This is a genomic window from Roseovarius litorisediminis (genome assembly GCF_900172295.1).
GTDB lineage: Bacteria > Pseudomonadota > Alphaproteobacteria > Rhodobacterales > Rhodobacteraceae > Roseovarius > Roseovarius litorisediminis.
The window spans coordinates 313,317-327,167 of sequence record NZ_FWFL01000005.1 but is presented as its reverse complement, the minus strand read 5'-3'; the positions used below and the strand labels follow the sequence as shown (position 1 = coordinate 327,167).

Annotated in this window: 13 protein-coding genes and 1 pseudogene; 5 read left to right on the top strand and 9 right to left on the bottom strand. The window is 55.9% G+C overall.

From position 1 onward, the window contains the following. Positions 1–208 precede the first annotated feature (208 nt). From PEL8287_RS11975 to PEL8287_RS11965, 3 genes are all read right to left on the bottom strand, one after another. On the bottom strand, positions 209–1,300 hold the full coding sequence (locus PEL8287_RS11975; protein WP_176228629.1) for an acyltransferase family protein: 1,092 nt from the start codon (positions 1,298–1,300) through the stop codon (positions 209–211). 283 nt (positions 1,301–1,583) lie between these two features. Further along, positions 1,584–2,846 carry a leishmanolysin-related zinc metalloendopeptidase gene (locus PEL8287_RS11970; protein WP_085892619.1) on the bottom strand — a complete coding sequence of 421 codons (1,263 nt, stop codon included), beginning with the start codon at positions 2,844–2,846 and terminating at the stop codon, positions 1,584–1,586. A 121-nt stretch (positions 2,847–2,967) separates the two neighbouring features. Further along, positions 2,968–3,678: a hypothetical protein gene (locus tag PEL8287_RS11965; RefSeq protein WP_139837778.1), complete on the bottom strand. Its 711-nt coding sequence runs from the start codon at positions 3,676–3,678 to the stop codon at positions 2,968–2,970. A gap of 366 nt (positions 3,679–4,044) precedes the next feature. On the opposite strand from PEL8287_RS11965, the pseudogene PEL8287_RS20555 reads away from it, so the two are divergent. The 5 genes and pseudogenes from PEL8287_RS20555 (at position 4,045) to PEL8287_RS11945 (ending at position 8,090) form a co-directional block, all read left to right on the top strand. Next, positions 4,045–4,413: pseudogene (locus PEL8287_RS20555) on the top strand (hypothetical protein). 247 nt (positions 4,414–4,660) lie between these two features. Then, entirely contained in the window at positions 4,661–4,999 is a 339-nt protein-coding gene (locus PEL8287_RS11960; protein WP_085892617.1) for a DUF952 domain-containing protein, read from the top strand. After that, positions 4,996–6,054 (top strand): quinone-dependent dihydroorotate dehydrogenase, encoded by a 1,059-nt coding sequence (locus tag PEL8287_RS11955; RefSeq protein WP_085892616.1) that lies wholly within the window; start codon positions 4,996–4,998, stop codon positions 6,052–6,054. Before PEL8287_RS11960 ends, PEL8287_RS11955 begins: the two co-directional genes overlap by 4 nt. Then, positions 6,051–6,392 (top strand): arsenate reductase (glutaredoxin), encoded by a 342-nt coding sequence (arsC, locus tag PEL8287_RS11950; RefSeq protein WP_085892615.1) that lies wholly within the window; start codon positions 6,051–6,053, stop codon positions 6,390–6,392. The genes PEL8287_RS11955 and arsC overlap by 4 nt, the downstream gene beginning before the upstream one ends. Positions 6,393–6,455: 63 nt before the next feature. After that, positions 6,456–8,090: an MFS transporter gene (locus tag PEL8287_RS11945; RefSeq protein ID WP_085892614.1), complete on the top strand. Its 1,635-nt coding sequence runs from the start codon at positions 6,456–6,458 to the stop codon at positions 8,088–8,090. Between the two features lie 8 nt (positions 8,091–8,098). Here PEL8287_RS11945 and PEL8287_RS11940 read toward each other — a convergent pair whose 3' ends face one another. The 6 genes from PEL8287_RS11940 to PEL8287_RS11915 all read right to left on the bottom strand — a co-directional run bounded on the left by PEL8287_RS11940 (position 8,099) and on the right by PEL8287_RS11915 (position 13,722). Next, positions 8,099–8,596: an SRPBCC family protein gene (locus PEL8287_RS11940; protein ID WP_085892613.1), complete on the bottom strand. Its 498-nt coding sequence runs from the start codon at positions 8,594–8,596 to the stop codon at positions 8,099–8,101. Then, a complete protein-coding gene (locus PEL8287_RS11935) occupies positions 8,589–8,960 on the bottom strand; it encodes an ArsR/SmtB family transcription factor (protein ID WP_085892612.1) in 372 nt (123 codons plus the stop codon). The genes PEL8287_RS11940 and PEL8287_RS11935 overlap by 8 nt, the downstream gene beginning before the upstream one ends. A gap of 229 nt (positions 8,961–9,189) precedes the next feature. Further along, positions 9,190–9,981, bottom strand: coding sequence for an amino acid ABC transporter ATP-binding protein (locus PEL8287_RS11930; RefSeq protein WP_085892611.1), 792 nt, complete (start codon positions 9,979–9,981; stop codon positions 9,190–9,192). 15 nt (positions 9,982–9,996) lie between these two features. Then, entirely contained in the window at positions 9,997–11,304 is a 1,308-nt protein-coding gene (locus PEL8287_RS11925; RefSeq protein ID WP_085892610.1) for an amino acid ABC transporter permease, read from the bottom strand. Position 11,305: 1 nt separating this feature from the next. Then, a complete protein-coding gene (locus tag PEL8287_RS11920) occupies positions 11,306–12,574 on the bottom strand; it encodes an amino acid ABC transporter permease (RefSeq protein ID WP_085892609.1) in 1,269 nt (422 codons plus the stop codon). A 128-nt stretch (positions 12,575–12,702) separates the two neighbouring features. Next, positions 12,703–13,722, bottom strand: a complete 1,020-nt coding sequence (locus PEL8287_RS11915) for an amino acid ABC transporter substrate-binding protein (RefSeq protein WP_085892608.1) — start codon at positions 13,720–13,722, stop codon at positions 12,703–12,705. Between the last annotated feature and the right edge of the window lie 129 nt (positions 13,723–13,851).

Here is a 13,851-nt window from a genome sequence, read left to right as displayed (position 1 = left end):
TTTATTCAGAAGCTTAGCGTTGACTGAAGAGAAATTCCTGTTTCTGTTTCAAAGGTGCCTGCTGGCGCAGCCTTGTATGGAAAAGGGGCAATCCACCGCGGCCTGTAAAAAACTCAAAGCAAGAATTGTTTTCGGATAGTAGGCTGTTCCCCTGTTTCTTTGACATTGTTTCTTGCGCTAGTGGGGCCGCAATCAGCCCGCAGGCCCATCAATGTTGCCCCCCCTTGGGGCGGAATCTTCGGAAATATGCCTCCAACGTTCTAAAACTGACCTCCGCTATCAGGTATGACACCGCAAAATACAGGATCAGAGTGGCCCATTTTTCAGGCTGTCCCGACAGTGGATTTAACCTGCTAACTATATCCAGTGCTATGAGATGATACAGATATATCCCATAACTGACCAAGCCGATCCGCGCGATAAGAGGCTCTGTCAAGAACCGTGAGATCGATGTGTTGTCGCGCACTACCAGCGCAATCAGCGTGAAGCTCATGGTCAGGTGCAGAACAAGGTTCGGCCATCCCCGAATATCCTGAGGTAAGAATTGCATCTCGAAACATAGCAGGATGAAGCCCGCCACTGCGGCATTGCGTGATCCCGTCAGCCGGTAAAGCCATCCGAATGTCGGACGACGGTTAAGCAGAATCGCCGCGATCGATCCCATAATGATTGGCGCATAGGTTGCGTTGGGCAATTTGAAAACAAGCATTCCCCACTTGTAAGGCGCCAATCCCAACAGGCCTTGGGATATGACAACGTTGAGTGCGACCACAAAAAAGGCAATTGGCAGTATCATGCGCGGCGGTATCACCAAAAGCAGCAGCGGCCACACAAGGTAATATTGCTCTTCCACTGAAAGGGACCATGTGATGCCCAGCATCGGGATATGATCCGTCAGAAAATTCGACAAAAACAGAAAATAATAGGGCACCAAATCTGCCATCTGGGCTTGGCCCTTGATCAGGATAAAGTAGGTCGAGACCACAGCAACGACAAAAAAGTAGACCGGTACGATGCGCAGAATGCGCCGTATGTAAAAGTTTTTGAGTGAAAAGGATCCGTCTCTTGCAGCTTCGCGCAACAACAGGGTTGTGATCAGGTAACCACTTAGGACAAAAAAGAAATCTACGCCTAGGAAGCCTCGCTTCAGGGCAGGTAAACTATCCAGTTTAACGGGCTGTGCATGATGCCAGATCACCATCGCTATACATACGAACCGCAGGCCATCCAGATTGGTAAAATGACGCCGGGCAAGGTAATCATCAAAGGCTTGCCCCGCTGTCAACTCTGATGCTGCCATAAAACTTCTTTCTGGATCTCTGATCGTGCGATCTGCTGTCCTGCGTAGCGACATCGTGGCCAACAGGCGTTCAGGCACGGTAAAGCATCAAATATTTTTGGTATCAACGTATATCTTGCGAAGCATTTCAATGAGAATTTTTGCCTGCCAGATAGTCAGAACCTTTGCTTAATCTTCAATAATCGGAAATCTGAATGGCCGCCGGGGGGCCGCTTGGGGCATATCCTGCAGTCAGATATCCCGGTCTGAGAAAACCCAGCCCGGGATACCCGGTGTTATATCGTTATGCGATTGTCACGGCGTCACCGTAGATGGTTTCGTACCCCATGTCTTCCAAAGCCGCGATGCTCATATCTGACAGGTAGTTGCCATTGGCGCGCAGGCTTGAGCTGAGCAACTCCTTGGTAAAGGTGGCATCGTCCCAGTGCACACCGGCTGTGCCCGACCCGCCATCGGTTTCCACAGGGACACCAAACAGCGACAGCGCATCATTCGAAGCGATAGACGCAAACTCCGAGTTGTAAGCCTCAATCGCATTTGTTCCTGTAAAACGCAGGTCGCCGCTGTAATCCTGGACAAGTCCCATGGCTTGCCAAGCCGTGCCAAAGCCCAATGAGTGCAACATCTCATGCAGCATCAGATCTTCCCACAGGCCGTAGTTCTCGATTGTGGCTACATCAGCTGTATCAAAACGCATATAGCCTGTGCTGGGCAGCTTCGTGTCGGTGCGCAGCGTGCTGTAACCACCCCAGCCCCAATAACCGCCGGTGCCATCAATGCTTGTCATCGTCGCCGTGATGCTGATGTCATCGACACCGTTATAAGATGGAATATCTGCCGTGATGATGTCGCTTACAAATTCGGCCACGTTCTGGATGTGCTGGCGCAGCATATCACTCCAATCGCCGATATAAACGATCTCCACGTTAAACCCATCAGGGTTATCCATCCCGCTGACATAAACGTTGGGGTCGTTGCTGCCGGTGTTGGTTTCACCGGTATCTGTCCCGCCTGTCGTGGTGCCACCTGTGTCTGTCCCGCCTGTCGTGGTGCCGCCGGTGTCTGTCCCGTCTGTCGCGGTGCCACCTGTGTCGACCGTATCTTTGTTTTTCCCTTTGCCGCCGCCGTCTTTTCCACCCCCGGCATGGGCGGGTTTTGCGCCCGCGCCATCCAGTGGCTCTTCGGAGGTAATTTCATCCGCAACAACTGGCTGCGTGCGCAAGGGTTGGGCCAGATCAGCCAGATCAACAGGCGCAAACGCGTCGGCGGCCTCTAAAGCGTCAACTGCGTTCTGGGTCGCAACCGGAATCTCGGGCAAATCTTCGATGCCCGGATACGATGCTATTTCAGACGGTGCTGTCTCTGGCTGTGCTTCCGCGCGGTCCTGTGCTTTCCTGCCAAATCGCCCATAAGCGTGATCGCTGGGTTCGGGGAGTTCAACCAGTGTATTAGCAAAGAAAGAGGAAATGTCCTGCGCGTCGAATTCAGGGGGCAATACATCTGTGATGGGGGTTGCTGGCCCCTGCCAAAAGTTCCGATTCTTCATGTACCGTCTCGCTCAATTTTTTACCGCCCCCGCAGGGGTCATTTTTTAATTAAAGTCTACGGCAAAAATAAGGCACCCATCAAGGGTGCCCTATCCTCTCGTATATGTGGTCGTTGTAAACTTAAGCGGATTTCCGCGCCCGGCGTCTTGCGATACCGACGATTCCAAGGGCCGAAAGCAACAGGGGCAAACCTGCAGGAAGCGGGACAAGACCCGTACCGCCACCGCCACCGCCGTCGAGACCGCACTGGGTGTTCGCGTCATAAGGATCGGTGGTGGTTCCATCAAATGAAACCGCGATACAATCGATACGCACTCTCGCCGTGGAAGAAGCGGACCAGGTCACCTTGGTGATATCGTCAAACCCAGAAAGACCAGACACATCGACGATATACTTGCCATTCTGAGAAATTGCACCAGCGGCCGTGCCGTCGGGATAGTTTGTCATATTTGCGTATGTAGTACCGAAATCGAACTGGTGCGTTATGGTGCCGTCAAAAATCGAGAAATAGTTCGTGCTGCCCGTACCCTGAACGCTGACGTAAAACGACAAAAGCGAGAAAGTGTTGTCGCCCGTCAAACGTGTCATATCCGTAACAACGCCGTTGCCGACCTCGTGAACACAACTTCCGTTGCCGCCGGTGGTCGAATCCGCACAATTTCCAGATGCCAGGTTGGTCGGATTGAAGAAGAAGTTTCCGTCCGCCGTCGTGTAGGTCGGGGCGCCGTTGGTGGCGTCATCGAAGTGAATTAGCTGAGTCACGGCGCTTGCCGAACTGGCAGCGAACACCAAGCCCATCGCAGCGACAACATTTCTCACGTTTTTTAACATATCAAACTCCTAATAAATGAGGTGCAACCTCTCACCGGGGGTTCACCTCTAACTTAACCCGTTCGCAGCAAGCTACACGCTCATGCACTGCCAAGATTATGCCACATTTCAACTACTGAAAGAAGGTGAATCACCGTTAGCTATTGATATCTCACCAATATTCTATCTCAGATTGCATTATTCTTGCCCTTGGTAGAATTAGCCTGTGCGTTTGTGTGCAATGACATATCGTTTTCACGTTATTGTGTATTTTTTCGGAGCAATCTTTTGCAACCTCGGTTTCTGGAACTGATTCGTTTCGCGAAACGACGTGTTTTGATGGTACCGTCAAGTTGACGGCGTGCGTTTGGGTTCGTACGGGCCAGTATGACCAAAGCCACTCAAACTGGATCCTTCAAAGGTCACCGATTTCCACCAGAAGGGATTTCCTCTGCCGCCTGGGCATAGTTTGGGTTTGCTTTGAGCTTATGCGATGTTGACGATCTTGTAGCCGAACAGGGCGTTGTTGTGAGTTATGAGACGATCTGCGCTTGGGTTGCGAAGTTTGGAAAGCAATACGGCCAAACCCGGATTGTTATCGCCGACAAGCTTAATCAATTCTCGCCGCACACGATCAGATCACCTGCTTATTTCGTCCCCGCCGTCACGCTTTTTCCGCCACTTCAAACCACCACTTAAGATTCAGACGCTCACGTGATCTGGCTCGATACCACATGTGAATGGCAGGTGGGCTAAATAGGCAATGACTTGTTTTTTTATTCATTTTCAATGACTAATCTCCTATGCCCGTAAATATCCCGGGGTTCGTTTGAATTCTTCGGAACCTCGGCGTGAGGGGCGGCACCCCTCACCCAACTGGGCACAGCGCGGCGCAACCGCTCGGCTTTCTAAGGTTCAGTAGCAACGGCGGATTTCCGACATGTCAATCCCCGCTCCCGGCTTCGCACTTGACCACGGCCCGCGGCCAAGGCATCACCTTTGCATGCTGATTTACAAGATTTTCCAGGCCAGCGAATGGGCCGCCCTGCGCGCCGATGGCGAAACCAAAGGCGCACCGGTAGACGTCGCCGATGGCTATGTGCATTTCTCAGCCCTTGAACAGGTGCCCGAAACTGCCGCCAGGCATTTCGCGGGGCAGGACAAACTGATGCTGCTGGCGGTCGAATCTGACGACTTAGGTGACGCCCTGAAATGGGAAGTCTCGCGCGGGGGCGCCAAGTTTCCGCATCTCTATCGCGTACTGCGCCTTGAAGACGTGCATTGGGCGCAGCCCCTGCCACTGGTGGAGGGGCAGCACCAGTTCCCGGCCGGATTTTCATGAAGGCTCTTGAACGTCTTGGTCTTGCCGCCCTGCGGCGCTGTGATCCCGAAACTGCGCACGGGTTGGCGCTAAAGGCGCTGCGTGCGGGGCTTGTGCCGCTGCCGGGCCTTGTTACTTCCCCGCGACTGCGCAGTCAGGTGGCTGGTCTGCAACTGCCCAATCCCGTGGGACTAGCCGCCGGATTTGACAAGAACGCCCAAGCGCTTTTACCCCTCAGCCGCGCCGGGTTTGGTTTTGTCGAAGTGGGGGCCATCACGCCACGCGCCCAGCCCGGCAACCCCAGGCCGCGGCTTTTCCGCCTGACCGAGGATGCTGCGGTGATCAACCGCTTCGGCTTTAACAACGAAGGCATGGAAGCCGCCGCAGCGCGCCTTGCCGCGCGTCCGCGCGATGCCGTCATTGGCCTCAACCTGGGGGCCAACAAGGACAGCGCCGACCGCGCCGATGATTTTGCCCGAGTGCTGGCCCATTGCGGCCGGTATCTGGATTTCGCCACGGTCAACGTCTCAAGCCCCAACACCGAAAAACTGCGCGATCTGCAAGGGGCTGCGGCCCTGTCTGCGCTTTTGAAAGGTGTAATGGAGGCGCGTGACTGGCTGCCGAAACCCATCCCGGTCTTTCTGAAAATTGCACCCGATCTCAGCGATGCCGAACTTTCGGAAATTGCCGATGTCGCCCGCACCTCTGGCCTTAGTGGCATCATCGCCACCAATACCACGCTGGACCGGGGCGGGCTGCAAAGCCCGATGAGGGATCAGGCGGGTGGCCTTTCAGGAGCGCCATTGTTTGAAAAATCCACCCGCGTACTGGCCCGACTGTCGCAGCTGACAAAAGGCGAGATCCCCCTCATCGGCGTCGGCGGTATCGCCTCGGCTGAACAGGCCTATGCCAAGATCCGTGCCGGGGCCTCGGCGGTGCAGCTTTATTCGGCGCTGGTCTATCATGGTCTGTCGCTGGCGGCAGATATTGCCCATGGCCTTGACCGGCTATTGGAAGCGGATGGATTCGATAATATCTCACAGGCTGTTGGCACCAACACAAAGGACTGGCTATGATCACCATCTGGCACAACCCCCGCTGTACCAAATCCCGCCAGACCGTCGCCCTGCTCGAGGAGGCAGGTCACAAGTTTACGATCCGTCCTTATCTGATCGATACGCCCGGCGCCGATGAAATACGCGCCACCATTGCCGCGCTTGGTGGGCGCGCGATAGACATGATGCGCCCTGGCGAAAAGCTGTTCAGGGAACTGGGGCTGTCAAAAGACGACGATGACGAAGCCCTGATCGCCGCCATGGTCGAAAATCCGATCCTGATCGAACGCCCGATCGTCTTTTCGCAGGGTCGAGCCGCCATCGGCCGGCCGCCCGAGGCGGTGCTGAACATTCTCTAATCTGTTGCACCGGCGCGACCTGCCGCTATATCTGGTCTGAAACGCCCCTTAGACAGGCCGCCGATGACCCTGAGCAAGACCTTCAATAGCTGGATTGATGCGGTTCTGTACGATTTGGCCCGCCAGATGCGCTGGACCTACCTGCCGCCGCTGATGATCTATTTTGCCGCTGGTTTTTCGGGGTTGACGGCCATTGTGGGTACGTTTTTCGTCAAGGATTTTCTTGATCTTTCCGCCGCCTATCTGGCCGGGCTGGCGTTCTGGGCAGGCCTGCCTTGGGCGTTGAAAATGCCTTTGGGGCATTTGGTTGATATCATCTGGAAATGGAAATGGCTGCTGGTCTATCTGGGCGCCGGGCTGATCGCGCTCAGTGTTTTTGTGATGTTTCTGATCGTTGCCCACCGCCCGATGATGGAAGCGATCATGCCTGTCAAGGCGTGGTATGTCCTTTCGTTTCTTCTGGCCCCATCAGGGCTGGTCATTCAGGATGCTGTAGCCGACGCCATGTCGGTCGAGGCCGTGCCGCGTGTGGACGACGACGGCGCGCCGATCCCCGAAGAAACCTCAAGGGCGATGCATACCACCATGCAGACCCTTGGCCGTTTTGCGCTGATTTCCGGCACCGTCGCGGTGGCGCTTTTGAATATCTACATGTTCTCGGGCATCGCTGACATGACCGAGGCGGACAAGGTCGACACCTATGCGCAGATATACCTGATGGCGCTGGCGATTCCGCTGTTGTCCGTATCCGGCGTTGTGCTGGCCGGGGTTCAAAAATATCGCGCCCGCCACAACCTGCTGCGCAAGGGACTAAGCCACGCCGATGCCGATGCACTGTTCGAACGACCGGACGAAGACACCAAAACCAACCCGTGGTATTTTATCGGTGGTGCGGCTTTTGTCGCCCTGACCCTGACCATTGGCCTGACCGAAATTCCCTTTGGGCAGGAAATAATCTTTGCCGGTTCCATGGCGATTGTGCTTTTGCTGATGCGTCAGCTTATTGCAGTGCTCAGCCGCGCGCAGGCCCGTGCACTGGTGGGCACGGCGCTTATTATCTTTGTGTTCCGCGCCACCCCCCTGCCTGGCCCCGGTCTGGGCTGGTTTGAGATTGACGTGCTGGGTTTTGATCAGCAGTTCCTGTCGGTGCTGTCGCTGATCGTTTCGGTCCTGACTCTGGTAGGCATTGTTGTGCTGCGCCCTCTGATGGCGCGCCGAACGATTGTCTACATCGTGGCGATGCTGACTGTCGCCGGTGGCATCCTGTCACTGCCCAATATCGGGCTTTACTACGGTATCCATCACTGGACCTCTCAGATGACCGGCGGTGTGGTGGATGCGCGTTTCATAGCCATCATTGACACGGCAGTGGAATCGCCGCTGGGGCAGGTCGCCATGATCCCGATGCTGGCCTGGATCGCGCGCAATGCGCCTGCCAATCTCAAGGCCACGTTCTTTGCTGTAATGGCGTCGTTCACCAATCTGGCGCTGTCAGCCAGCGCCCTGCTGACCAAATACCTCAACCAGATATTCGAAGTGACGCGCCAGGTCACCGATCCGGTAAGCGGGGTCATCACCACCCATGCAGATTATTCGCAACTGGGCTGGCTGTTGCTGGTGGTTACCGCCATTGCCGTGGGCATCCCGCTGCTGGTGATCTGGATCGTGCAATCCTCGCCCCTGCGCACAACCGACTGAGCGCAGGCTCAGCCCGCCTGCAGTTCCTTCAGCAACGCGGTCAGCACCTCCATGCCAGCACCCCATCCTTTACCAAGCCCTGCAAGCGCATTGGCGAAACAGGCTATCTCGGCCTCGCTGGCGCCTTCGGGCACCCATGTCAGGCGCATTCGTGTCTGGCCATCTTCTTCGGTGAAAATCACTGTCGTCAGCAATACCTTTGGCCAGTCGGGCATCATCGGGTTGGCAGTGATATTCCAACCGGCATCTGCCGCTGAATGGCGCCAGACCAGCCGTTCGGGTGCGGCCACCTCAAGATATTCCATGCGCTCATAATGGCTGCCTTTGCCCATCCGCATCTCGTTCAACCACAGACCGCCCGGTGTCACGTCCAACTGGTGTATTACCGTTTCCACGTTGGGCCCGTACCAGCGCGCCAGCAGATTGGGATCGGTGAATGTTTTCCACACCAGATCACGCGGTGCATCAAACACCCGGTCCAGCACAAAAGTCGGTAAATCACTCATGCTGATCGTCCTTTTTTTCTGTGGCCTTCAACTCGTCCAATAGGCTGTCCAGTTGATCGAATTGTGTTGACCAGTGTTTGCGAAAGTCTTCCAGCCAATCCACCGCCTCGGCCAGAGGCTGGGGCTTTAGCCGGGCGGGGCGGCGTTGTTTGTCAATCGCCCGCTCTATCAGCCCGGCACGTTCCAGAACCTTGAGGTGTTTTGATACCGCGGGCTGGCTCATCTCAAAGGGCTCGGCCAATTCGTTCACGGCGGCGTCACCCTTGACCAGCCGCGACAGGATCGCGCGCCGCGTCGGATCCGCCAGCGCCGCAAAAACTGCGTTCAGGGACTGGGGGGCAGATGCATAACCAACTTGTTCCATAACTAAATGGTTATATTTTTCCCAATCTGAAGTCAAGAACGACCTGATGTTACAGGTCTCGCACGTTCCAAAGCTGGTTTTCAAACGAGACATCCGTATAGAGCCTAGCCTGCAATCCGGGCAAGAAAGGCGTTTTGACACCTGTCAGGAACTCGGCGAGGGTCGCTGTGTAAACACAAACGGCCCCGCAGGGGTCACCAGCGGGGCCGTTCAGCAAGGTTTGAATTGGTCAGTGACCGAGGATCTGGCTGAGGAACAGTTTGGTCCGTTCGGATTGAGGGTTGTTGAAGAACTCTTCAGGTTCGTTCTGTTCCACAATCTGTCCGGCATCCATAAAGATCACACGGTTCGCGACCTGACGGGCAAAGCCCATCTCGTGGGTCACGCAAAGCATGGTCATGCCTTCTTCGGCCAGTTCGATCATGGTGTCGAGCACCTCTTTGATCATCTCGGGGTCAAGCGCCGACGTCGGTTCGTCAAACAGCATGATCCGCGGCTTCATGCACAGCGAACGGGCAATGGCCACACGCTGCTGCTGACCGCCGGACAGTTGCCCGGGATATTTATCGGCCTGCTCTGGAATCTTGACCTTTTCAAGATAGTGCATCGCGACTTCTTCGGCTTCCTTTTTGGGCGTTTTACGCACCCAGATCGGGGCCAGAGTCAGGTTTTCGAGGATCGACAGGTGCGGGAAAAGGTTGAAGTGCTGGAACACCATCCCCACTTCGCGGCGGATTTTGTCGATATTCTTGAGGTCGTTCGACAGAACCGTCCCGTCCACAACAATCTTGCCCTGCTGGTGTTCCTCCAGCGCGTTCAGGCAGCGGATCAAAGTGGACTTGCCCGAGCCCGAAGGCCCGGCAATCACGATACGTTCGCCCTGATTGACGGTCAGGTTTATATCGCGCAGTACGTGGAAAGCCCCATACCATTTGTTCATGCCGTTGATTTCGATAGCGACTTCATCGCTTACCGTCATCTTCGAGCGGTCGATTTCACGGTCAGTTTTTAGTTCAGACATATGCGTGGCCCTTTCTTAACGATGGCCAGTCTGAAGCTTGCGCTCCAGATACATGGAATAGCGGGACATGCCGAAGCAGAAGACGAAGAAGAACAGCGCGATAAAGCCGTAAAGCTCCCACACGATGCCATTCCAGTTTGCGTCGGCCCTGATACCCTGGGACAGGCCCAGCGGGTCAAGAAGCCCGATGATCGACACCAGCGTGGTATCCTTGAAAAGCCCGATAAAGCTGGAAACGATGCCAGGGATCGAAATCTTCAGTGCCTGCGGCATGATGATCAACCGCTGCGCCTGCCAATAGTTCAGGCCCAGACTGTCGGCGCCTTCATACTGTCCTTTTGGAAGGGCTGCGAGGCCGCCCCGGACAACTTCGGCCATATAGGCGGCCGAGAAGAGGGTCGCCATGATGATAACCCGCAGGATGATGTCAAAGTTGGTACCCGGCGGCAGGAAGATGTTCAGCAGCGTCGAAGCCACGAACAACAGCGTGATCAGCGGCACACCACGAATGAACTCGATAAAGCCCACGCAGATCGCCTTGACGATCATCAGGTCCGATTGCCGGCCCAGTGCCAGCACGACGCCAAGCGGCAACGACACGACAATGGCAACAATCCCGATGGTAATCGATAGCATGAACCCGCCAAACTGACGGCTTTCGACAACCTCAAATCCCAAGGGGATGATGCTGGACAGACCAGCCACCACTGGCCCCAGCAGGACCAACCACCACACAATCGCTGCAACCACCGCAGCAATCATGGCTGCAATCGACCCCACGGCGGTATCGACAGCCTTGTAGACGAAGTAGGCAATCGCAAAGCCTGCAACGACAGCAATCGGGTTCCAGACGGTGCCGCCCCAAAGCATCCAGGGCATCAGGAACGGAAACAGGGCCGAGAACCAGATCAATTTGCGCGGAACGTATTCAGCGAAAAGGACGGGTGCCAAGGCCACGAACAGCAGCACGAAGGCCAGGATCGGACGCCAATACAGTTCGGGCGGATAGAAACCGAACAGAAGTTGGATCCAACGTTCGCGGATCACACCCCAGCAAGCCCCCGAGAAGTGCCCCTCGCGGCCTAGCTCTGCCAGAATCTCGCGGCAGTTGGCCAGTGACGTTGCCTCCCACGTGGGGGATACCATCCAGGGGACGACAATCGACAGAACCATGTAGATGAACAGGACTGCGGCGATAGTCAGGATCGAGTTGAACCAGCCTGAGAACAGATTTTCGCGCATCCACCCGATGATACCAACCGCCGTGGCCGGGGGGGCCTGTTCAGGCAACATTTCTGTGCGGACATAAGAAAGATCGCTCATGTTACCTCTCCACCATTTTGACGCGCTCGTTGTACCAGTTCATCACCAGCGAAATCGAAAGCGAGATTATCAGGTAGATCAGCATTCCCAACATTACCGTCTCAAGCTCGCGCCCGGTCTGGTTAAGGGTAATGCCCATCAGAGTCCCTGTGATATCCATGTAACCCACCGCAATCGCCAGCGACGAGTTTTTAGTCAGGTTCAGGTACTGAGAGATCAGGGGCGGAATGATCACCCGCAGAGCCTGCGGAAGAACGACCAGGTTCATGATCCTTTTCGGACGCAGGCCCAGGGCTGCTGCGGCCTCGGTCTGGCCATGGCTGATCGCCATGATACCAGCGCGCACGATTTCGGCGATGAAGGCCGCCGTGTAAAGGGAAAGAGCCAGCCACAGGGCAATCAGCGAGTTGCGCATATGCGTCCCGCCCGCAAAGTTGAAGCCCTTCAACTCAGGGTAGCCAAGGTGAAAACCCAGTGCGATCAGAACGATGACAACCGGAATAACCACCACGCCCAGACGCAGATACCACGTGGTCGGCCTTTCGCCCGTCGCCTCTTGTATCCTGTCAGCACGGTGTTTGATGCGCCCCGAGACAAACAGCCCGGCAACAAGCACTGCCACCAGAAGAGCCAGATCAAGGCTGATGTTGAAATTCAGCGCGGAGTTTCCAAACAGATGCAGATCCCCCAAGCTGCGCGAGAATAACGGTTCGGGTACATAGACACCACGATTGGTAAGGGCAACCGTATCAAAGACCTTTAGCGTGGCCTCGGGGTCTGCGCCCCTGAAGGCACTTGGTGAGGGCAGGGTTTCAATCATGATGGCCATGACCAGCACGATCCAAAGCAGGACCGGCACGTTGCGGAACATTTCCACATAGACGGTCATGATCTTGGCAACGACCCAGTTTTTCGACAGGCGCAGGACGCCGATTGTAACACCCAACACCGTCGCCAGGGCACAGCCCATGACCGCGACAAGCAATGTGTTCAGAAGGCCGACAAACGCCGCACGCAAATGCGGACTTTGAGAATCATAGTCGATCAGGCGTTGGTTGATGTCATATCCCGCCGGTTCGCCAAGGAAGCGGAAGGAGGGTTCTTTTCCGAGTTCTGCAAGGTTTTGTGCCGTGTTCGAAATCAGCCAGCCAATCAGGATCAGAAACGCGATAAGTGCCAGGACCTGAAAGGTCGTTGAACGATAGCGCGTGTCGTAGATCAGCATGGACAGTCGAAACGACTCCTTGGGAGGGTCGGTGAGTGTCGTCATCTGGGTAGTTCCCCGTTTTTTCAGCCCGGTTTGGATTTATATTCAGCGTCAGGCGCCGTGGGCCGATTATTTGTATCCGTCGTGTGAAAAGGGCGCGGAGTGTCCCGCGCCCTTTATCGTTTCAGGTCTTAGCGGAAGGGCGGCGAATAAAGCAGGCCGCCGTTGGTCCACTGGGCGTTCAGGCCACGGGCCAGACCGACCGGTGTGTTTTCGCCAATGTTCTTCTCGAACAGCTCACCATAGTTACCACCCGCCATGATGGCGTTCTTGGCCCAGTCAGCCGACAGACCCAGCATTTCGCCCAGGTTGCCCTCGGTGCCGAGAATACGGTTGATTTCAGGGTTGTTACCCGGAGCGGCCGACAGATCACCTATGTTGGCGCTGTTGATGCCAACCTCTTCGGCGGCGATCAGGGCGTTCAGCGTCCAGCGGACCACGTCACCCCATTCGTTGTCGCCGTGGCGTACAAGCGGACCCAGAGGCTCTTTCGAGATGATCTCGGGCAGCAGAACGTGTGCTGTGGGATCTTCGAACGCCGAACGTGTTGCAGCCAGACCCGACGCGTCTGTTGTGTAGACGTCACAGGCACCTGCCAGATACTGCTGCTGGGCTTCAGCGTTGGTTTCGATCGGAACCGGCTCGTAGCTGATGTTGTTCGAACGGAAATAGTCCGCCAGGTTCAGCTCGGTTGTGGTGCCGGTCTGGATGCAGACGGTGGCGCCATCCAGTTCCGTGGCCGAGCTTACGCCCAGTTCCTTGGGAACCATGAAACCCTGACCGTCATAATAGTTCACGCCAACGAAAGTGAACTTGAGGTCCACGTCGCGCGAGAAAGTCCAGGTTGTGTTCCGGGCCAGCATGTCGATCTCACCCGACGCAAGCGCGGTGAAACGGGTTTTGCCGGTTGTGGGAACGAATTCGACAGCGCTTGCGTCACCCAGAACAGCCGCAGCAACGGCGCGGCATACACCAACGTCAAAGCCTTGCCATTCGCCGTTGGCATCGGGTGCGCCAAAGCCGACAACACCGGTGGTCACGCCACAGTTCAGCTTGCCACGTGCTTTCACGTCGTCCAACGTGCCGGCAGCGGCCGCACCGGCCGCCAGGCCAGCGGCGGTGAGCGCGCCAAGAAATACGGATTTTTTCATTTTTACCTCTTCCTGATTTTCCACCCTTCTGGGGGCGGTTCGTTCGGCCCGTTTGGGCCGGGGCGATACTGTAAAAAGGGAATTCCCCTTTCAGTGGTCGCGAGTTTGTGTGGATTCATCACAAAACGT